The sequence below is a fragment of the Pseudoclavibacter sp. RFBB5 genome, from assembly GCF_002931555.1.
Classification (GTDB): Bacteria; Actinomycetota; Actinomycetes; order Actinomycetales; family Microbacteriaceae; genus Pseudoclavibacter.
In genome coordinates, this window is record NZ_PSTZ01000003.1 from 276,010 (window position 1) to 295,735 (window position 19,726).

Genomic DNA, 19,726 nt, shown 5'->3' on the forward strand with positions numbered 1-19,726 from the left:
CTGGCCTGCTGCGTCGCTCAGCGGGTGGTCAGCGGCTGGTATTCGGGATGCTTGCGGATGAACGCCGCCACGTACGGGCACTGCGGGACGATGGTGAGCGCCGACTGCTCGCCGAGCGTCGTCAGCGCCGCATCCGTCAGGACCGCGGCGAGTCCCTGCCCCTGATGGGCGGGGTCGACGACCGTGTGATCGATGACGATCGCGTCGGCCGTCGTGACGTAGCTCAGGAACCCGATCTCGGTGCCGTCGCCGTCGTTGAGGGCGAAGCGCGAACGATCCTGCTGGTGCTGGACGGAATTTGACATGCGCAGAGGCTACGCCGTCCCACCGGCAGAAGACTCAGTGATTACGCCGACGATGCCGAGTGCGAGCATCAGTGTCCGCACCCTCGGCCAGTCCCGGACGACCCCGCCAGCGCCTGTGCGAGGGTTGACCGGTGACTGAGGAGCAGCAGGACCATACGCCGGACGGCCGAGCGTCGGAGGCTCAGGCGCCGGATGATCAGGGGCGGCGCGCCGAACGTGCCGGGCGGAGCAAGCGCAAGGCCTCAGCGCGTGTGCGCCGGAACCGGAAGATCGCCGCGGCGGGTCTCGCGGTTGTCGTGCTCCTGGGGAGCGGCTTCATCTACTGGGCCGTGACCGCCGCATCGAACGGTGACGCGAGCGTGCCGACCATCGCATCCACCTCGGCCCCCGCGACGCCGACGGCCACCCCGACTCCCACCGCCACACCGACCCCGGAGCCGACCGCGACGGCCGAGCCGACTCCGACCGAGACGCAGCCACCGGCCTCGGTGCTCAACATCACGGACCCCAACAGCATCACGGTGCTTGTGAACAAGCAGACACCGCTGGTTCCCGCCGACTACGCGCCCGCCGACCTCGTCGCCATGTCGGAGATCGGCGTCCCCTCCGCCAACGGCCACTCGCTCCGCTCGGAGGCGGCGACCGCGGTGCAGACGATGTTCGCGGCGGCCAGCGCCGAGGCGGGGCTCACTCTGGACATGACCAGCGGGTACCGCGACTACGGGCTGCAGACCGAGCTCTACACCGGGTACGTCGCCGACCTCGGCCAGGAAGCAGCCGACCTCACGTCGGCTCGTCCCGGGTACAGCGAGCATCAGACCGGGCTCGCCGCCGACATCTCGTCGCAGGGCGAGGGATGCGTGCTGGAGCAGTGCTTCTCGACGACGGCGGGTGGTCAGTGGCTCGCCACGAATGCCCACCGCTTCGGCTTCATCCTGCGCTTCCCGGACGGGGCGACCGCCACCACCGGGTACGAGTTCGAACCCTGGCACTACCGCTACGTCGGCACGGAGACGTCCGCCGCGATGCAGGCGGCTGGCACCAGCACGTACGAGGAATTCCTGGGCGCTCCCGCGGCGCCAGGCTACTGAAGAGGCCAGGCTCGGTAGAGTTCTGCCAGAGCTTTGGAAGCAGAAGCACTCCAAGACCAGGAGGTCGAGATGGCAACGTGCCCCACGTGTGGTGCCGAAGCGCAGGTCGGACAGAGATTCTGCGCCGAGTGCGGTACCAAGCTGACGGCCGTGCGCCCTCGCGCCGCCGAAAGCGACGGCAGCAACGCTGCTCCGCGCCGACCGGCTGATATCGGTGCGGGCGGCTTCCGCTGGAACGCCTCGGCCCCCACTCCGCCCTCGGAGGTCGTGGGCCGCGCTCGCGAAGAGGCGGAGCAGAAGACGGCGCCCACTGACGGCGACGACTTCTTCGCACGGTACCGCCCGAAGGCCTCGTCGCCGAGCGCGCCCGAGACGGACGACGCCGGCAGCGAACCGGAACCCGCGGCTCCGGAGCCCCCGTCGTTCCTCCGCTCGCGTCGCCGCTTCAACCCCGACCTGCGCGCGACGGGTGAGCGAGGCATCGTCACGCCCGAGACGGTCATCCCTCCCACTCCGGCGCGCCCACGCACCCCCGCGCCAGCTGAGCCGCCCGTCGAGGCGCCGACCGCTGAAGAAGCTGCGAGCGCTGAGGCTCCGCAGGCTCCCGCAGCGTCGACGCCGAACACGACGGGTCCAGTGCGGGATGCGTTCGCGTTCGAGCCGCCGACAACCGAGTTCGACGTGCTCCCCATGAACACCCCGCCGGCACGTTCGTCCCAGCCCGGCATGCCCGGCGCAGACGACAGCGAGCCGCGCGGACAGGTGCCGAGCTGGTTCTCCGACCTCGAGGGCACGGGCGACCCCGCGCCCGTGGAGCCGGCCGCACCCGCCCCGGCCGCACCCGCACCGCGCAGTGAGGCGCCCGCGGAGACCGCTGCTCCGGAGAGCGCTGCACCAGCCAGCGCCGCACCGCAGTTCGGGAGGCCGCCCGAGCGGGCAGCAGCGGCGCAGACCGCCGACTCCGACCAGCGGGCAGCCGCTCCCAGCTCATCGGCTGACGTTGCGACGCCGGCCTCGACCGATACGGATCTCGAGGGTGCCGGTGCGCAGTCGGGCGCCACCAACGAGGCCCCGCGTATCCCCTCGTTCCGCGCCGAGCCGCCGGCGCTCCCGATGCCGCGCGTCGTCCCCTCACCGCCGCCGATGCCCGCCACGGGAGACCCGTTCCGCGGCGCATCCGCTGCCCCCGTCTTCCCGAGCGGGCCAGCGGTCGTTCCCGGCGAGCCGCCCCGCGCGGCACCTGCCGGGAAGAGCGCCTTCGATGAGCTGCTTGCCGGTGAGCGCAGCGACGGCAGCGTCCTCGATGACTCCGATCGCCCGATCGTGTCGCGCGACTTCGAGCAGACCGGCATCGTGCCGCTGCCGTCTCGCAAGCGCGAGAGCTTCGGTGAAGCGCGCGACTCCGAGCGACAGGATGCGGCCGAGCTGTTCGGTGCCTCCGGCGCCCCGGCAGCGCAGACCCCGCAGATGCCAGAGCCCGCAGCCCAGGTCCCGAGTGCAGCGCAGGCACCGAGTGCGCCGGAGGCTGAGCCGCCGACGCGCGCGCTGCCGAAGCAGCACACCGGGCCCGCCTTCGGCGAGGACGTCGACCAGGGCCAGGGTGTCAGCCACGGCCGGGGCTTCGCGCAGGATCAGGATTCCGCGCAGGATCGTGATTCCGCGCAGGATCGTGACAGCGACCGGGATGCGCGCTTCGCTCCGCCCGAGACGCCTCAGGGAGGCCAGCGCGAGCAGGACCCTGCCAAGGAGCTGCTCTCCAGCTGGTTCGACGAGGACGACGCGGACGAGTCGTCGTCCGCCCCGGCGTCCGCTGGCGTGCGAGCGCCTCGAGCGCCTCGAGCGCCTCGTGCGCCTCGCCGTCCCGGGCCCGCGCCGCGTGGGGCGGGTGCGCCTGCTGCCGCCCCGCCGCGGTCCACGGGGCCTGTTTCCTCGGGACCGGTCAGTGACGAGCCCGACGTCCAGCCGTCCGATCGGAATCCGTTCGACCGAGTGGGTGCCGCGCTCGGCGGCGGGAGCGGCGGAGGCGGTGGACGCGTCGGTGCGGCCGTGCGTGGCCTCGACAACCGCAACCGTCGACGTCTCGGCATCATCGCCCTCTCGGTGGTCGGCTCGATCCTTCTGATCATCTCGGCGATCATGATCGGCAACGTCGTCGGAGCGAACCGAGACGACCCCATCGCTGGCGGCGACCCCTCCGCGAGCGAGACCGCCGCGGAGCAGCCCGCCACGGAGGAGCCGGCACCGCCCGCTGGGCCGGCCGCCGTCGCCGACCCCAACTTCGCTCCGGTCACCTTCACGAGCGAGACCGGCAACATCCGCTGCCAGATCACCCCGGAGACGGGCGTCACCTGCCAGCAGTACACCGTCGACTTCCCGGTTCCGGAACAGGCGTGCCAGGCCGGCGCGACGGGCGTCGTCGTGGGGCTCGATTCCAACGGCTACACGTTCCCGTGCCTCACGGACGACATTCCGCTTGAGGGTGCCGTCGTGCAGCCCTACAACTCGCCCGTGGTGCTCGGCGAGTTCGTGTGTGAGATCACCTTCGAGACCGGCGTGACCTGCTTCAACGCGTCGGGTGACATCGTGAGCGTCGAGTTCTCCGCTGGCGTCGGACAGGCTGGCCGCCTCAGCGCGACCAACCCGACTCCCGCCGAAGGCCAGTAGCGGCCCGCCGGCGCCGCCGGCGCCCGCCGGCACAGAACGCCGCCTGCGTTTCCACCCTCTCGAGCACGTCCAGAGGTTGGAGACGCAGGCGGCGTTCTAGCGGCGGGTGGTGCGGTACGCGCGGTCAGGAACTGAGCGCCGCGTCGACGATGGCCTTGGCCTCCGCCTGCACGAGCTTCAGGTGCTCAGGCCCCTTGAACGACTCGGCGTAGATCTTGTAGACGTCCTCGGTGCCGGATGGGCGGGCGGCGAACCACGCGTTGTCGGTGGTGACCTTCACCCCGCCGATGGCCGCTCCGTTGCCGGGGGCGTGGCTGAGACGTGCCGTGATGGGGTCGCCGGCGACCTCGACCGCTGAGATCGCGTCGCCGTCGAGCTTGCCGAGCACCGCCTTCTGGGCGGGGGTGGCTGGTGCGTCGACGCGCTCGTAGGCCGGGCGACCGAACTCCGCGACGAGCTCCTCGTACCGCTGCGACGGCGTCTTGCCGGTGACGGCGATGATCTCGGCCGCGAGGAGGGCGAGGAGGATGCCGTCCTTGTCAGTGGTCCAGACGGTGCCGTCCTTGCGGAGGAACGACGCTCCGGCAGATTCTTCGCCGCCGAACACGATGGAGCCGTCGATGAGGCCGGGGACGAACCACTTGAAGCCGACGGGCACCTCGACGAGCGTGCGGCCGAGCGAGGCGGCGACGAAGTCGATCATGGTGCTCGACACGAGCGTCTTGCCGATGCCGGCCGACGCGGACCACTCGGGGCGGTTCGCGCACAGGTAGTCGATGGCCACGGCCAGGTAGTGGTTGGGGTTCATGAGCCCCGCGTCAGGGGTGACGATGCCGTGGCGGTCGGCGTCGGCGTCGTTGCCCGTCAGGATGTCGTAGTCGTGGCGTCGCGCGAGCACGGAGGCCATGGCGGACTGCGACGACGGATCCATGCGGATCTTGCCGTCCCAGTCGAGCGTCATGAACGGCCAGCGCGCATCCACGTCCGGGTTCACGACCATCAGGTCGAGGTCGTACTCGTCGGCAATGGCCTGCCAGTACCGCACGCTGGCACCGCCGAGCGGGTCGGCGCCGATGCGCACGCCCTCGCGCTTGATGGCGTCGACGTCGATGATGTTCTTCAGGTCGCGCACGTAGTCGCCCTTGAAGTCGTGGCGGCCCACGTTGCTCGCGTCTGGGGTGCCGCGCTTCACGCCCTCGAGGCCGGCCTCGATGAGCTCGTTGGCGCGGTTCGCGATCCACCCGGTCGCGTCGCTGTCCGCCGGCCCGCCGTGAGGGGGGTTGTACTTGAAGCCGCCGTCCTGCGGAGGGTTGTGGCTCGGGGTGACGACGATGCCGTCTGCCTGCTCGGTGTTGCCCGGATCGGCGTTGTAGCGGATGATCGCGTGCGAGAGCGCGGGGGTCGGCACCCATTCGTCGTCGAGGTCGGCGAGCACGGTGACGCCGTTGCCGACGAGCACATCGAGGGCGCTGCGCTCGGCCGGCTCGCTGAGTCCGTGCGTGTCACGTCCGATGAAGAGCGGGCCGGTGATGCCCTGAGCCGCTCGGTACTCGACGATGGCCTGCGTGATGGCGAGGATGTGCGTCTCGTTGAACGAGGAGTTCAGGCTCGAGCCGCGGTGGCCGCTCGTGCCGAACGCGACGCGCTGCGTCGAGACGGCGGGGTCGGGGATCTTCTCGGCGTACGCAGCGATGAGTGCGTCGAGATCGATGAGGTCAGTTTCAAGGGCGAGGCTGCCAGCGCGATCGTGCATGCCCTCAGTCTGGCACCGCGCGGTGCCTCGTGGGGAGGAACTCATGCATCGGCATAGGCTGAACCCCATGACCGAAGCCAGCACCGTGCCAGATGAGCGAGAGACGTACTCCTACCTCGGGCCGGCTGGCACGTTCACGGAGGCGGCGCTCGGCCAGGTCGCCGCCGCCGAGGGTCAGATCTGGCGTCCCGTGAGCAACGTCGGCGAGGCGCTCGCCGATGTCACCTCCGGGCGCAGCGTGGCAGCCATGATCGCGATCGAGAACAGCATCGAGGGCGGCGTCACGGCGTCTCAGGATGCGCTCGCGACGATCCCGGGGCTTCGTATCGCGGGCGAGTACGAGGTGGCGATCTCGTTCAGCCTCGTCGTCCGGCCCGGAACGCGTCTCGAGGATGTGCGCACGGTGTCGGCGCATCCGGTTGCGTACGGCCAGTGCCGCAGGTGGCTGCACGGCAACATCCCGGGGCACGAGCACGTCGTCGCGAACTCGAACATCTCGAGCGTCAACGCGCTGTTCGACGAGCGCGGCGACATCGACGCCGCGATAGCGCCGCGCGGGGTCGAGGATCGCTTCGACGTGTCGGTGCTGGGTGAGGGCATCCAGGACAACAAGACGGCGCGCACACGGTTCGCGCTCGTGAGCCTCAGTCGTGAGCTTCCGGCTCGGACGGGAGCCGACAAGACGAGCCTCATCGTCGAGCTTCCTGAGGAGTTCCCGGGGTCCCTCATGGTGATGCTCGAGCAGTTCGCGACTCGCGGCGTGAACCTCTCGATGATCACGTCTCGCCCTCTACCTGACCGCATCGGCTCGTATCGCTTCGTGCTCGACCTCGATGGCCACATCGACGACGCGAGGGTTGCGGATGCGCTGCTCGGCCTTCGCCGCTTCAGCCCGCACGTCATCTTCCTCGGCTCGTACCCGCGGGCGGATCGCAAGCCGGTCGTCGTCGACCCCAAGTGGGGTGACGAGCACTTCGGCGAAGCGGTCGACTGGCTGAGCTCGCTGCGCGGCTGAGGTTCATCGCGCGCTGGCCTCGGTGAGGTTCGCGCCGAGACGGCGTGCGCTGTCGACCGTGAGATCGAGCACCGGGCCGTCTCGCAAGAGGACCGCGAGCCAGGCAACGCGTTCGTGGCGTTCCTGATGCTGGACGAGCACCAGCGTGTCGATGGCGAACGCATGCTGACGTTCGCGGTGGGACGCCGGCGCTCGCGTCACCACGGAGACCTCTCTGCTTGCGCCGTAGTGCAGGGTCTCATCGGCATCGAGATGCAGGGCGATGCACCATGCTGGGCAGAGCGGGGTGCCGGATCGCGTGATCATGCGCGTTCTCCTCTGGTGTGCACGCGGAGGGGCTGCCCCGGTCCGGCACAGCCGGGGCGGCTGCCGCGCGACGCGGATGCTGGGCTGTTCGGACACCGTAGAAGTGACCGCCGACATTCTGTGTCGTCTGCCACTCGACCGGTCGCACACGCCGCCGCCGTGCACCACGTAGCGCACCGCGTGTCCCAACGCCAGGGGGAGAAGTACCCGAAATTCGCCCCTTGAAAAAGGTCACGTTCCTGTTACGTTAGACAGGCACTTTGCTGGCTCCCATCTTCGCGTGCTACCCAACCCCGGTTTCGGGACGGCGACGGTGGGTTGGCGGGACACCGCCTCAGCGCCGCAGAGCCGGAGTGCGATCACCACGCGGGTGGTCGCCTCTCGCGACGCAGCGCCTCGCAGCACCGACACGACCCGCAACCAACGAAGGGGCCCACGCTTGAAGAAGCAGCTCGAACAGCTTGAGTCGGAGACGGGCTCGCGCTCGATGTCGGCTCGCGGCGGCGTCCGCAAGACGCTCGCGTCCATCGGACTCATCGGCGGAATCGTCGCGATCTCTGCCGGTCTCGGCTCGGCCCCTGCGCTCGCAGACACCCCGAGCGAAGACCTCACCGGATCTCGGACGGAGCCGGTCGCGGCACCGTCGCGCCACGGCGACGACACCCGCTCGCACCTCTCACGCTCGACGGAGCCCGTGCGCAACTACGTCATCCAGCCGGGAGCGGAGCTCCCAGCGGGTGTCACGCCCGACGAGGCCGCGATCTGGGAAATCTACGTCAAGATCGCGACGCCGTCGTTCATCAACGAGCACATGTCGACGTACGAGACCTACAACAACCCGAGCAGCAACACCGCCGCTTCGGTCAACCAGGACAGCACCGACCCCTCCAAGTGGCAGCTGAAGGTCAACCTCGCCTACGCGGACGACCAGGCGATCCTCACCGAGACCCTCATCCACGAGTTCGCCCACGTGCTCTCGCTCAACACGGACGAGGTCGACCTCACCTACGCGTCCTGCGAGAAGCTCGAGCTCTGGGAAGGCTGCCCGCAGCCCGACTCGCAGATCCTCGGCTTCCACGAGAACTTCTGGGAGCCCTACGGCGACGCGGCTCCCCCGCAGGACAACTACGACTGGAACGTCGCCAACGCCTGGTACGCGACCCACGAGTCGGACTACGTCAGCAACTACGCGGCGATGAACATCGTCGAGGACTACGCCGAGACCTGGGCGGCGTTCGTCGTCACCGACGTCCAGCCCACGGGTGACACGGTGCTCGCCGACAAGTTCGAGTTCCTGTGGAGCGACGCGGAGCAGCTCGAGCTGCGCAAGAACATCCGCATCGCCCTCGGCTTCGACGTGGCCCCGACCCCGACGGCTACCCCGACGGTCACGGCGACGCCCACCGCAACGGCGACGCCGACCGCAACGGCAACTCCGACGCCCACGGCTACGGCGACCACGGAGCCGACGGCAACCGCGACGACGGAGCCCACGGCTACGGCGACGACGGAGCCCACGGCAACCGCGACGACAGAGCCCACGGCTACGGCGACGACGGAGCCGACGGCAACCGCGACGACGGAGCCCACGGCTACGGCAACGACGGAGCCCACGGCTACGGCAACCACCGAGCCGACCGCGACGCCCGGCACGACCATCACGGTCACGCCTTCGCCTTCGGCATCCGCGTCGACGTCGGCGACCCCGACTGAGACTGCGGTGGCCGCTGGCAGCGACGACACGCTCGCAACCACGGGTGGAGAGTTCGACGCCGCGCTCGCGTTCGGCATCGCCGGTTCGGTGCTGCTCGCCGGTACCGTGCTCCTCCTCGCGCAGAAGAAGCGCAAGCAGGACGCCTAAGCGCCAGCAGATCCAGGTCCGGCGCACGCCGGTCTGAGAGACTGGGCGGCCTACCCCGACACGGGGTGGGCCGCCCTTTTTCGCGCGCGGAAGGACGCAGTTGTGTCTCCGGATGCGCGTGTCCTTGCGTCCGCAGCCGTACCCGGAGAAGAGACAGACGTGTCGTCAGCTATTCGCCACAGCCCTCGCCAGACCCCACGTCAACGCGTTCGTCGCGTCGGACTCGCCGTCATCGCCGTCCTCCTCGGTGCAGCGCTGCTCCTCTGGGGGGCCATGCAGGCGCAGGCCGTCGAGGTCGCCTCGGCTGCTGCGGAGCAGTCTGTTCCCCGCGCTGCGGTGGTCACGATCGTCGTGCTCTCCGGGGTGATCGTCGTGCTGCTCGTCGCCTTCGTCGTGTGGATGCGGCGGCGTGCGCGCGCGGAGCGGGATGAGATCGATGAGTCGGGTGGGGGAGCGGCCCGTTCCGACTGACACCCTCGGGTGTCTTCGCGACGTTCAGCGACGCGCGTCGGCTGCGAGGGCGAGGAGTGCGGCGGCGAGGTGATCGGCGCTCAGCGTCGTGAGGTCGAGGACGGCTGCGCCCTCGTGGAGAACCGCGATCCACGGCGCAGGCTCACCCGTCTCCTGGTGGGCGACGAGCTCGAGCGTCATCGGCGTCGCGGACAGCTCTGGGCGGAACAGGCGCTCGCCGGGGCTGGGGCGCCGCATGACCGGGAGCTCGATGCTCGCTCCGTGGTGCAGGGTGTCGCCGTCGAGGTGCAACGCGATGCACCAGGTCGGGCAGGTGTTCGTGCCGGTGGTGTGCGTCATCGATCGCTCCAGGTGTCGGCGGATCAGCGGGAGGGAAGCGAGGGGACCCGGCACAGTCTGTTCTCGTTGCCCTGCACCGACAAGCTACGGCTTGCCACCGACATTGGTGAGGTGAGGCTGCGAGGTCAGGCGCTGGGGGTCGAATCCGTTCGCGCTGAGGTGTCGTCGTCGAGGAGTTCCATGGGGGCCACGCCGAGGAGCTCCGCCATGCCCTCGAGCGTCTGGAGGGTGATGTTCCGCTCGCCTCGTTCGACGGAGCCGATGTAGGTGCGGTGCAGTCCCACGACCGCGCCGAGGGCCTCTTGGCTGATGCCGCGCGAGAGCCGGATTCGACGGATGTTCTTGCCCACGCTTCGCTGGAGTTCACCGACCATGTCCCAAATGATGGAGGAATGCTACTCATGAGTCTACAGAGTTATAAGTAGCATTCTCGCGCTTGATTCCGAGAGGATGCAAGCACTCCGGGCGGCTTCGGCGGAGAAGTGAGGCGCGCGACCGCGGCGCACGCCCGGCTCGAGCGTGCTTCCCGGGCGCGCCGCCTCAGCTGAGCGCAGGCTTCTTCGGCGAGTTCTCTTCTGCAGCCAGGCCGAGCCGTCGCGCGAGCGTGCGCAGGCCCTCGTTCTCGGGGATGGGCTTCGGGGTGCGCACGGTGAGGCTCGCGGGCTCGATCCAGATGCGCGCAGCCGTGATCCGGCCGGCCGCATCCCCGTCGACCTCGAACTCCTCCGGGCCCGAGTCGAGGCGGAAGGTGACTTCCTCGACCTGGGCGTACGTGAGCGCGCGCACGTGCTTGCGGCCTTCCAGCAGGATGCGCCGGCCGACGTCGGTGCGACGCATGATGCCGGACTGCACGACGATGCGCCCATAGATCTGCAGCCACCCGAGGAGCCCGTTCGGGCGCATGATGGCGAGGTCGAGTCGCCCGTCGTCGATCTCGGCGTCCGGGAGCAGGTGGAGCCCGCCGGGCATCAGGCCGCAGTTGCCGACCATCACGGTGGCGGCCCGGAGCGTGCTGGCGTGCGACTTGCCGTCGACCCGCAGCCGCAGGTGGAAGTTGGGCCCGTTGGCCACGGAGCGGATGATGCCCCCGAGGTACGCCACCCACCCGACCTTCTTCTTGAGGTCCTCTGAGGTGTTCGCGATCATGCCTGCGTCGATCCCGACGCCGCCCATGACGGTGAAGGCCATGCGCTCGCGGGTCTTGTCCTCGCGTTCGACGGCGGCCCAGCCGAGGTCGATGCGAGCGTCCACTCCGCCGAAGGCTACTTCCACGGCGCGCGCGACGGTGGTCATGGGCAGCGAGGAAGGCTTTGCGCCCGGCAGGATGGTGGAGGCGCTCTGCACCATCTCCGAGACCGTGTCGGTCACACCCCCGGCCACCTCGATGCCGATGTTGCGGGCGAGCAGGTTGCCGGTTCCGCCTGGCACGACGCCGAGGGCGACATCGGTGCCCGCGAGCGTCTCGGCGACGAGCCGGACGGTGCCGTCGCCTCCGGCGGCGATGACCATGGTCGCGCCGGCGGCGATGGCCTCCTTCGTCTGCCCGGCGCCAGGATCCTCGACGGTCGTCTCGAACCAGAGCGGCTCCGGCCAGTCGTACCGCTCGGCGCTCTCGGCGGCAGCTGCGCGCAGCGCTTTCGTGTCGACTTTCACTGGGTTGACGACGATGGCGGCGAGCTTGTCTGAACCCTGTCGGGCGGTATGCGGCATGCAGTGAGCTTAAGTCAGCCATGGTGTGCGTCAGCGCCGAGCTCCGCTCGTGCCCGTGTCACCTGCGCCAGCTAGGCTTGGCGCGTGATCGACGCCCAGCTTCTCCGTGACCAGCCCGACCTTCTCAAGCGCTCGCAGCTCTCGCGCGGCAACGACCCGGCGACGGTCGACGCGGCCCTCGAGGCGGATGCGGCTCGCCGGTCGGCGATCTCCGAGTTCGAGCGTCTGCGTGCTGAGCAGAACGCGGCGTCCAAGCTGGTCGCGAAGGCCAGCAAGGAGGAGAAGCCGGCGATCCTCGCCTCGGTCAAGGAGCTCGCTGCGAGCGTCAAGGCCGCGAGCCAGGCCGCCAACGAGGCGAGCGCCGCCGCGGACGTCGCGATCGGGCGCATCCAGAACCTCGTCATCGAGGGGGTCCCCGCGGGTGGCGAGGAGAACTTCGAGGTGCTCAAGACCGTCGGGGAGCGGCCGAGCTTCGACTTCGAGGCGCGCGACCACCTCGAGCTGGGCGAGCTGCTCGGCGCGATCGACATGCAGCGCGGCGCGAAGGTCTCCGGTGCACGCTTCTACTTCCTCCGCGGCATCGGCGCGCGACTGGAGCTGGCCCTCATGTCGTACGCCCTCGACGTCGCGATCCGCAATGGCTTCGTGATGCTCACGACGCCGACGCTCGTGAAGCCGGAGATCATGCGCGGCACCGGGTTCCTCGGCGAGCACGCCGACGAGGTCTATCACCTGCAGGACGACGACCTGTACCTGACGGGCACCAGCGAGGTCGCGCTCGCGGGCTACCACTCGGATGAGATCCTCGACCTCGAGGCCGGCCCGCTTCGCTACGCCGGCTGGTCGACCTGCTACCGCCGCGAGGCCGGCTCGCACGGCAAGGACACTCGCGGCATCATCCGCGTGCACCAGTTCAACAAGCTCGAGATGTTCGTCTACGCGAAGCCGGAGGAGGCGGAGGCGGAGCATGAGCGGCTCCTCGGCTGGCAGGAGGAGGTGCTGCAGTCGCTCGGCTTGAGCTACCGCGTCATCGACACCGCCGCTGGAGATCTCGGCTCTTCTGCTGCTCGCAAGTTCGACGTGGAGGCGTGGGTGCCGACGCAGGACGCGTACCGCGAGCTCACCTCGACGTCGAACTGCACGACCTACCAGGCGCGGCGCCTGTCGACGCGCCATCGCACCGAGTCGGGGAAGACGACGCCGGTCGCGACGCTCAACGGAACGCTCGCGACGACTCGCTGGCTCGTCGCCCTGTTCGAGACGCATCAGCGCGCGGACGGCTCGGTGCTCATCCCCGAGCCCCTGCGCCCGTACCTCGGTGGCCTCGAGGTCATGGAGCCCGTCGCGTGAGCGCGGAGAGCCTGACGGGCCTGGGCACCTCGAACGAGGCGGATGCCGCAGGCGAGCGGATGCTCGTGGCGCTCGACATCGACGGAACGATCCTCGGCATCGACGGCGCGATCCCAGACGCCACGTTCGAGCAGGTTCGCCGCCTGCAGGCGGCAGGCCACGAGGTCATGCTCGCGACGGGCCGCAGCTGGGCGGACACGCGCCCCATCGCGGAGCGCCTCGGCCTCGACTCGCGGTTCCACGTCTCCGCCAACGGGGCCATGACGCTCGAGCGGGATGCCGTCGCCCAGGGCGGATACGCGACCCGGTGGATCGAGACCTTCGACCCCACCGAGGTGCTCGTGAGCCTGCGCGGCGCACTCGAGAACGCCATGTTCGCGGTCGAGGACCCGCACGGCGTGTTCAAGTACAGCGGGCACTTCCCCGACGGCAGCTTCGAGGCTCGGGGCCAGGAAGTCCCCTTCGAGCAGCTGCTCAACGCCGAGGCGACGCGTCTGGTCGTCATCTCGCCCGACCATTCGATCGAGGAGTTCACGGCGGTCATCGAACGGCTCGGGTTGCACGAGGTCAGCTACTCGGTTGGGTGGACGGCGTGGCTCGACATCGCGCCGGACGGCGTCAACAAGGGCACCGCGCTCGAGCGTGTGCGTCGCGAGCTGGGCATCCCGATGGAGCGGGTCGTCGTCGCCGGCGACGGCCGCAACGACATCGAGATGCTGCAGTGGGCGGCCAACGGGGGAACGGCCATCGCGATGGGCGACGCGCCTCAGGAGGTCATCGACGCCGGCAACGTGCTGGCGCCGGACTTCGCCCACGACGGCCTCGGCGTGGCGCTGAGCAAGCTCAGCTAGGCACGAGCGTGACCGTCGACGTGCCACGGAGGCGGAAGCGGCCGCTCGCCGCCATCGGGCAGGGGCTCGACGGCTTCTTCTTCGTGTTCGCCGGGCTGGCCGCGATCTGGCTCGCGTTCCTCGTCGCCGACGACTCCCTGCAGGTCGGCTGGTGGGGGATCCTGCTCCTGGTCATCTTCTGGGCGCTCCTCGCGTACCTGGTGCTGCCGCGAATGCACCGCATCCTGACGACCGTGTACGTGCCCGACTACTTCATCGGCAGGGCCCGCACGAGCGACGGCCTGCTTGGCGACCCCATCAACCTTGGGCTGCTCGGTCACGAGGCCGAGCTGCATGAGGCCATGCGGGCCGCGGGCTGGACTCGGGCCGATGACATCTCGCTGCGCACGAGCCTCGGGATCATCTCCTCGACCGTCACTCGGCGCAGCTACGACGAGGCGCCGGTGAGCCCGCTCTTCCTCTTCGGTCGGCAGCAGGACTTCGCCTACCAGCAGGAAGTCGCCGGGAATCCCGCGAAGCGGCACCACGTGCGGTTCTGGAAGTGTCCGGAAGGCTGGCTCCTCCCAGGCGGCACGCGCGTCGACTGGCTCGCGGCCGGCACCTTCGATCGTGCCGTCGGCTTCTCGCTCTTCACGCTGCAGGTCACGCACAAGATCGATGCGGACACCGATGTCGAGCGGGACCACATCGTCGCGACCGTGCTCCAGGGCACGCCGCGGGCGTCGGTCGCGATCCTGAAGGACTTCTCCACCGGGTACCACTCGCGCAACGGGGGCGGTGACTCGATCCGCACCGACGGCAACCTCCCGGTGCTGCAGCTGCCGAGCGCCGTGGATGCTGCGACGGGCGTCTCGTCCCCGGTGCTCGAGCCGCTGGCGAACGCCGCGTTCGAGCCCCTCAGCTCGTCGAATCCGGTCGAGGCCTCCGTCGGCGAGGCCGTGCGACGGCACGGCCGGCCGATCACGACGACCTTCGGTGCCATCGTCGTCTTCGGGCGAGGGGTGCTCGCCCTGCTCTTCTTCGGGGCGCTGGCCCTTCTCGGGCCCGACGGCATGCGTGAGGTGCTCACGGATGCCGACCTCTCCGGCACCGATGCGGCGACGCTCGCGGAGCCCGCCTGGATCGTGGCGATGATCGCGGGCGCCATCATCGTCCTCACCTCGCTGCTGCTTGGTGTGCTCGTGCTGCGCGGCGTCAACTGGGCCCGCATCACGCTGCTGCTCTACGCGGCGGCGTCGATCGCACTGCAGTTCGGCAGCTGGTGGGCCGGCGACGAGGAAATCAGGTTCAGCACTACCCTCGCGTTCACGGCTCTGGATATCCTGTCCCTGCTGGCTCTGTCAGGGAAGCCGGCGCGTCAGTACTCGCGGCAGCGTCCGTGAGGTCGCGGGTCCTCCCCGGGTAACCAGACATTTCACTTTCGGTTACCATGGACACGCGACAAGCTCGAAAACGATACTGAATCGTTGTGAGCAATCCTGGAGGGCTGTCCGAGCGGCCGATGGAGCTGGTCTTGAAAACCAGTGGGCAGCAATGTCTCGTGGGTTCGAATCCCACGCCCTCCGCCACCAAGCCCCTGACGTGAGGAACCCCGCCTGTGACGCACTCCGGACCTTCCCGCGCACGGCGCGGCTTCGTCCCGGGCCAGGGCGTCAAGGACGAAGCGCCGAAGGTCACCTCGGCGCGCCACGGCAAGCTGCACGTGACGACGCCGACGAACTCGGTGGTGAAGACGGGGACGATCGCCCTGTGCGTCGCGCTCGTCAGCGTCATGTTCGTCGGGGCGCTCGCCTGGATCAACCTGCAGTCGAAGGTCACGACCTTCGACATCGCCGACCCGTCAGGTTCGGAAGAGCCCGCGAACTTCGCCGAGATCGAGGGCGGCATCAACGTGCTGCTCGTCGGCAGCGATGACCGCACGGGGCAGGGTGCCGAGTTCGGCGAGGGCGAAGCGGACGCGGACGGTGTGCTCAACGACGTCAACATGCTCCTCCACATCGCGGAGGACCGCTCGAGCGCATCCGTCGTCAGCATCCCGCGAGACACGATCGTCAACAAGCCCGCTTGCACCAACGACCAGGGCGTCGCCATGGAAGAGGCCTACGAGGTCCCCATGAACAGCATCCTCGGCGAGGGCGGCATGAACTGCGTCGTCTCCACGGTCGAGGCGATGAGCGGCATCGAGATCCCCTACGCGGCGATGGTGAAGTTCCGCGGCGTCATCGAGATGTCCAACGCCGTCGGCGGCGTCGACGTCTGCGTGGCGAACGAGATCAACGATGACTACGTCGGCCTGTACCTCCAGCCGGGTGACTACACGCTGCAGGGCGAGGATGCGCTGAAGTTCCTCCGCACCCGCCACGGCGTCGGTGACGGCAGCGACCTCACCCGCATCGCGAACCAGCAGGTGTTCCTGTCCTCCCTCATCCGCGAGGTGAAGAGCGCGGGCACGCTCACGAACCCCGTCAAGCTCTACGGCCTGGGTGTCGCGGCGACGCAGAACATGACCATGTCGAGCTCGCTCACCGACCCGAACACGCTCGTCAGCATGGCGATGGCGCTCTCGCAGGTGCCGCTCGACAAGATCACGTTCGTGCAGCTGCCGACGGGCGAGTACGACTCGGCGCGAGTGCAGCCGCTCGAACCGGACGCGACGGCCATGTGGGAGCTGCTGCGCACCGACCAGTCGCTCGAGGTCGCCGGTGCTCCAGAAGCGACGGAGACACCTGACCCGAACGCGACGGTCAACATCGATCCGGAGACGGGCTGGGTGATCGACCCGACGACGGGCTTCCCGATCGACCCGGCCACGGGCATCCCGGTCGACCCGGCAACCGGCCTTCCGGTTGAGACGGCGCCAACGACGGCCGTGCCGCAGCCGACGCTCGCCGGTCAGCGCGCCGATGAGGAGTCGTGCTCCAACGCGAGCACGTCGCTCTTCTGAGCTCGGTGAACAGCGGCGAGCGCTGCTCGGGCGTGGTCAGGTGATCCACGTTCGCGAGGCCTATGCTGACGAACTCCACGTACGCTTCGGGGGAGGCCCGCACCTGTGACGACTTCTCGACGACGGGGGAGCAGCGCTCAGCGCTTCGACCGGGCCGGCGACGACGGCATCCTGCACCCGGATGCGCGCGGCGGGGTCGCCCAGCACGGCCGGCTGCCCGTGACGTCAGCGGCTCGCTCGCTTGGCAAGGGGCTGCTCATCGCGCTGTCGGTGGCGCTCGTGAGCGTGCTCGCCATCGGCGGCATCGCTGTCGCCGGCCTCTGGGGGCGGCTCGACGTGCTGCCGAATCCCGGCGGAGACGACGAGGACACCGTGGCGTTCGATGAGATCGAGGGCGGCTTCAACATCCTCCTCGTCGGCAGCGATGACCGCACGGGTCAGGGCGCCGAGTACGGGGAGGGCGACGAGGACGCGTCCGGCGTGCTCAACGACGTGAACATGCTGCTGCACGTCTCTGCCGACCGCACGCACGCATCCGTCGTCAGCATCCCCCGCGACACGATCGTCGACCAGCCGGCGTGCACCAATGACCAGGGTGTTGCTCAGGAGGAGCGCTTCGAGGTGCCCATGAACAGCATCCTCGGCGAGGGTGGCATGGGCTGCGTCGTCGAGACGGTCGAGGCGATGAGCGGCCTCGACATTCCGTACGCGGCGATGGTGCAGTTCCTCGGGGTCATCGAGATGTCGAACGCGGTGGGCGGTGTCGACGTGTGCGTCGCGAACGAGATCAGCGACGACTACGTGGGCCTCTACCTGCAACCCGGCAACTACACGCTGCAGGGCGAGGATGCGCTGAAGTTCCTCCGCACCCGCCACGGCGTGGGCGGTAGCGACCTGCAGCGCATCGCGAACCAGCAGGTGTTCCTCTCATCGCTCATCCGTGAGGTGAAGAGCGCTGGCACCCTCGCGAACCCGACGAAGCTGTACGGCCTCGGGGTCGCAGCCACGCAGAACATGAAGATGACGAAATCGCTCGCCGACGTGCCGACGCTCATGGGCATGGCGTCAGCGCTCAACCAGGTCGATCTGTCGAAGATCGCGTTCGTGCAGCTGCCGGCGGCCGACTACGACGGTGCTCGGGTCATGCCACTCGAGCCCGACGCGACCGCCATGTGGGATCTGCTCGCTGCCGACCAGCCTCTGTCGGTTGCCGGGGCGCCGACCGGTGAGGATGGCGCGACCGGTGAGGATGGCGCGGCCGGCGACGGCACGACCGGTGAGGACACGGCCACGGATGCGCCCGTCGACCCGAACGCGCCGGTCGCGACTCCGGCGCCGACCTTCGCAGGCCAGGCAGCCGACCAGGAGTCGTGCTCCAACCCGACGACGCTCTTCGGATAGCCGCTCGTCTCGGCTTGGCCGGCGCGTGCCACGAGCAGTCGTACGCCAATTTCCCGCTCGGTTCGGAACTTGGCTCGCGACCCGCTACGATAGGTGAGTCTTGGAGACGTCGCATAGTCCGGCCGAGTGCACCACCCTGCTAAGGTGGAGTCCCCTTTGAGGGGACCAGGGGTTCAAATCCCCTCGTCTCCGCTCTGCAGAGAACACCAAGATGAAGCCCCGGTCCGAGCCAAGCTCGGAGCCGGGGTTTCGTGTCTCCAGCGGCGGCACCTGTGGTGCGACCACCCGCCGGTCTTGGCGAGTCGCGCACGGCATAGGGTTGGCTGGTCAGTGCCCCTGCACTCCCGAACCAACGTGAGGTCACATGCCAGAACGCTCGAGCAGTCCCAAGATCGCCTTCCTCGATGTCGACGGCACGATCCTCGACCACGGGCGTCGGATCGCTCCTTCGACGGTGCGAGCGGTGCGTGAGGCACGTGCCGCGGGGCACCTCGTCTACCTCTGCACCGGCCGAGCGGCCGGGCACATCCCGCAGGCGGTGCTCGATATCGGGTTCGACGGGGCTGTCACCAACGGCGGGGCCTTCGCGGACGCGGGAGACGTTCGCGTGCACGAGGAGACGATGCCGCGGGCCGAGCTCGACGCCCTCATCGCGCACTTCGAGAAGCACGACCTCCACTACTTGCTGCAGAGCGACAAGCGCGTCTACGCACCTGCAGCCACCCGGGCGGCGCTCGTGCAGCACCTGCAGGCCGCGCGGGTCGGCAAGGTCGAACCGCAGACGTCGCCGCAAGAGGGGTTCTCTGCCGAGCCCATCGAGGACGCCCCGCTCACCGAGATCGCGAAGGCGGTGTTCTTCACGGAGCAGCCCGGCGCCGTCGACCGGGCGAAGGCCGAGTTCGGCGGGCGCTTCCACATCGTGCGCGGGAGCATGCCGCTGCCTGGTGGTTCCGACGGGGAGGTCGGTCTTCCGGGCACCACGAAGGGCGCCGCCATCGAGAAGGTGCTCGAGCACCTCGGGCTGGACCGTGCTGATGCCATCGGCATCGGCGACAGCTGGAACGACATCGAGATGTTCGACGTGTGTGGCGTCGGGATCGCGATGGGGAACGCCGACCCCGAACTGCAGAAGCTCGCTGATGAGGTCACCACCACCGTGCTGGAAGACGGCATCTCCACGGCCTTCGCCCGCCACGGCCTGGTGGAATAGCGCCCGGAGCCGCCCGCAGGCGCTCGGTCCGCGAGCCCGACCACTGGCGCGACACGCCCGGGTTCAAGGATGGTTTGACCTCTGGATCAAAACGCGGGTAAGTTACACAGGTTGCTTCCGAGCGGCAGGGAAACCGGCCAGGAAGAAGCGCACATAACTCAACATCAGGACCAGGAACGTCCAGTAGCAATTGCGAATCTCGCACAGCTCAAGTTGACAAGGTTCCAAGCCTGATGTAGGTTAGAGAGGTTGCTCTCGGGAGATGGTCGAATAGGCCGGAAACGAGAAGCGTCCGATTCTTGAGAACTCAACAGCGTGCACTATGTCAAATGCCAATTTGATCCCGTGCCTCTCCTTTTTTGGAGGGGTAAGGATTCCTTTTGGAAACATATTTGGACAATACAAGTCAGTACTGAGCCTTCGGGTTTGGTGTTGTTTTGTTTTTTGTCAGTTTC

Annotated in this window: 17 protein-coding genes and 2 tRNA genes; 13 read left to right on the plus strand and 6 right to left on the minus strand. The window is 68.8% G+C overall.

Going from position 1 to position 19,726, the window contains the following annotated elements:
* Positions 1 to 17: 17 nt before the first annotated feature.
* On the minus strand, positions 18 to 305 hold the full coding sequence (locus C5B97_RS04565; protein WP_104310935.1) for a GNAT family N-acetyltransferase: 288 nt from the start codon (positions 303 to 305) through the stop codon (positions 18 to 20).
* Positions 306 to 436: 131 nt separating this feature from the next.
* On the opposite strand from C5B97_RS04565, the gene C5B97_RS17875 reads away from it, so the two are divergent.
* A complete protein-coding gene (locus C5B97_RS17875; RefSeq protein ID WP_181026902.1) occupies positions 437 to 1,396 on the plus strand; it encodes a M15 family metallopeptidase in 960 nt (319 codons plus the stop codon).
* A 150-nt stretch (positions 1,397 to 1,546) separates the two neighbouring features.
* The gene (locus C5B97_RS04580) at positions 1,547 to 4,060 is read left to right on the plus strand and encodes a hypothetical protein (RefSeq protein ID WP_258067958.1); all 2,514 of its coding nucleotides are present in this window, start codon (positions 1,547 to 1,549) and stop codon (positions 4,058 to 4,060) included.
* A gap of 124 nt (positions 4,061 to 4,184) precedes the next feature.
* Here C5B97_RS04580 and pgm read toward each other — a convergent pair whose 3' ends face one another.
* Positions 4,185 to 5,813, minus strand: a complete 1,629-nt coding sequence (pgm, locus tag C5B97_RS04585; RefSeq protein ID WP_104310939.1) for a phosphoglucomutase (alpha-D-glucose-1,6-bisphosphate-dependent) — start codon at positions 5,811 to 5,813, stop codon at positions 4,185 to 4,187.
* A gap of 67 nt (positions 5,814 to 5,880) precedes the next feature.
* Between pgm and pheA the strand changes: the two genes are divergently transcribed.
* Positions 5,881 to 6,828: a prephenate dehydratase gene (pheA, locus tag C5B97_RS04590; RefSeq protein WP_104310940.1), complete on the plus strand. Its 948-nt coding sequence runs from the start codon at positions 5,881 to 5,883 to the stop codon at positions 6,826 to 6,828.
* 3 nt (positions 6,829 to 6,831) lie between these two features.
* Here pheA and C5B97_RS04595 read toward each other — a convergent pair whose 3' ends face one another.
* A complete protein-coding gene (locus C5B97_RS04595) occupies positions 6,832 to 7,134 on the minus strand; it encodes a hypothetical protein (RefSeq protein ID WP_104310941.1) in 303 nt (100 codons plus the stop codon).
* Between the two features lie 439 nt (positions 7,135 to 7,573).
* Here C5B97_RS04595 and C5B97_RS04600 point away from each other — a divergent pair, with 439 nt between their 5' ends.
* Both C5B97_RS04600 and C5B97_RS04605 read left to right on the plus strand, forming a co-directional pair.
* Complete coding sequence (locus tag C5B97_RS04600) at positions 7,574 to 8,995, plus strand: hypothetical protein (RefSeq protein WP_104310942.1); 1,422 nt, start codon at positions 7,574 to 7,576, stop codon at positions 8,993 to 8,995.
* A gap of 159 nt (positions 8,996 to 9,154) precedes the next feature.
* Positions 9,155 to 9,466, plus strand: a complete 312-nt coding sequence (locus C5B97_RS04605) for a hypothetical protein (RefSeq protein WP_104310943.1) — start codon at positions 9,155 to 9,157, stop codon at positions 9,464 to 9,466.
* Positions 9,467 to 9,490: 24 nt separating this feature from the next.
* Here the strand turns inward: C5B97_RS04605 and C5B97_RS04610 are convergent, their stop codons facing one another.
* The 3 genes from C5B97_RS04610 to C5B97_RS04620 all read right to left on the minus strand — a co-directional run bounded on the left by C5B97_RS04610 (position 9,491) and on the right by C5B97_RS04620 (position 11,515).
* Positions 9,491 to 9,805: a hypothetical protein gene (locus C5B97_RS04610; protein ID WP_104310944.1), complete on the minus strand. Its 315-nt coding sequence runs from the start codon at positions 9,803 to 9,805 to the stop codon at positions 9,491 to 9,493.
* A gap of 125 nt (positions 9,806 to 9,930) precedes the next feature.
* Positions 9,931 to 10,179 carry a helix-turn-helix domain-containing protein gene (locus tag C5B97_RS04615; RefSeq protein WP_104310945.1) on the minus strand — a complete coding sequence of 83 codons (249 nt, stop codon included), beginning with the start codon at positions 10,177 to 10,179 and terminating at the stop codon, positions 9,931 to 9,933.
* Between the two features lie 166 nt (positions 10,180 to 10,345).
* Positions 10,346 to 11,515 carry a diacylglycerol kinase family protein gene (locus C5B97_RS04620; protein ID WP_104310946.1) on the minus strand — a complete coding sequence of 390 codons (1,170 nt, stop codon included), beginning with the start codon at positions 11,513 to 11,515 and terminating at the stop codon, positions 10,346 to 10,348.
* 84 nt (positions 11,516 to 11,599) lie between these two features.
* Here C5B97_RS04620 and serS point away from each other — a divergent pair, with 84 nt between their 5' ends.
* The 8 genes from serS to C5B97_RS04660 all read left to right on the plus strand — a co-directional run bounded on the left by serS (position 11,600) and on the right by C5B97_RS04660 (position 19,271).
* Positions 11,600 to 12,865, plus strand: coding sequence for a serine--tRNA ligase (serS, locus tag C5B97_RS04625; RefSeq protein ID WP_104310947.1), 1,266 nt, complete (start codon positions 11,600 to 11,602; stop codon positions 12,863 to 12,865).
* The gene (locus tag C5B97_RS04630; protein ID WP_258067949.1) at positions 12,862 to 13,716 is read left to right on the plus strand and encodes an HAD family hydrolase; all 855 of its coding nucleotides are present in this window, start codon (positions 12,862 to 12,864) and stop codon (positions 13,714 to 13,716) included. Before serS ends, C5B97_RS04630 begins: the two co-directional genes overlap by 4 nt.
* Before the next feature lie 8 nt (positions 13,717 to 13,724).
* Entirely contained in the window at positions 13,725 to 15,098 is a 1,374-nt protein-coding gene (locus C5B97_RS04635) for an LssY C-terminal domain-containing protein (RefSeq protein WP_258067950.1), read from the plus strand.
* A gap of 98 nt (positions 15,099 to 15,196) precedes the next feature.
* Positions 15,197 to 15,284: transfer RNA gene (locus C5B97_RS04640), tRNA-Ser, on the plus strand.
* A gap of 29 nt (positions 15,285 to 15,313) precedes the next feature.
* A complete protein-coding gene (locus tag C5B97_RS04645; RefSeq protein WP_104310948.1) occupies positions 15,314 to 16,660 on the plus strand; it encodes an LCP family protein in 1,347 nt (448 codons plus the stop codon).
* Positions 16,661 to 16,765: 105 nt separating this feature from the next.
* Positions 16,766 to 18,061, plus strand: coding sequence for an LCP family protein (locus tag C5B97_RS04650; RefSeq protein WP_104310949.1), 1,296 nt, complete (start codon positions 16,766 to 16,768; stop codon positions 18,059 to 18,061).
* A gap of 102 nt (positions 18,062 to 18,163) precedes the next feature.
* A tRNA-Ser gene (locus C5B97_RS04655) sits at positions 18,164 to 18,253 on the plus strand.
* A 172-nt stretch (positions 18,254 to 18,425) separates the two neighbouring features.
* The gene (locus tag C5B97_RS04660; protein ID WP_104310950.1) at positions 18,426 to 19,271 is read left to right on the plus strand and encodes a Cof-type HAD-IIB family hydrolase; all 846 of its coding nucleotides are present in this window, start codon (positions 18,426 to 18,428) and stop codon (positions 19,269 to 19,271) included.
* The last annotated feature ends 455 nt before the right edge of the window (positions 19,272 to 19,726 follow it).

Excerpts from the sequence above, each read along its gene's own strand:
- C5B97_RS04595 (WP_104310941.1), bottom strand. The coding sequence starts at position 7,134 with ATGATCACGCGATCCGGCACCCCGCTCTGCCCAGCATGGTGCATCGCC.
- C5B97_RS04565 (WP_104310935.1), bottom strand. The coding sequence starts at position 305 with ATGTCAAATTCCGTCCAGCACCAGCAGGATCGTTCGCGCTTCGCCCTC.
- C5B97_RS04660 (WP_104310950.1), top strand. The coding sequence starts at position 18,426 with ATGCCAGAACGCTCGAGCAGTCCCAAGATCGCCTTCCTCGATGTCGAC.
- C5B97_RS04615 (WP_104310945.1), bottom strand. The coding sequence starts at position 10,179 with ATGGTCGGTGAACTCCAGCGAAGCGTGGGCAAGAACATCCGTCGAATC.
- C5B97_RS04620 (WP_104310946.1), bottom strand. The coding sequence starts at position 11,515 with ATGCCGCATACCGCCCGACAGGGTTCAGACAAGCTCGCCGCCATCGTC.
- pgm (WP_104310939.1), bottom strand. The coding sequence starts at position 5,813 with ATGCACGATCGCGCTGGCAGCCTCGCCCTTGAAACTGACCTCATCGAT.
- C5B97_RS04610 (WP_104310944.1), bottom strand. The coding sequence starts at position 9,805 with ATGACGCACACCACCGGCACGAACACCTGCCCGACCTGGTGCATCGCG.
- pheA (WP_104310940.1), top strand. The coding sequence starts at position 5,881 with ATGACCGAAGCCAGCACCGTGCCAGATGAGCGAGAGACGTACTCCTAC.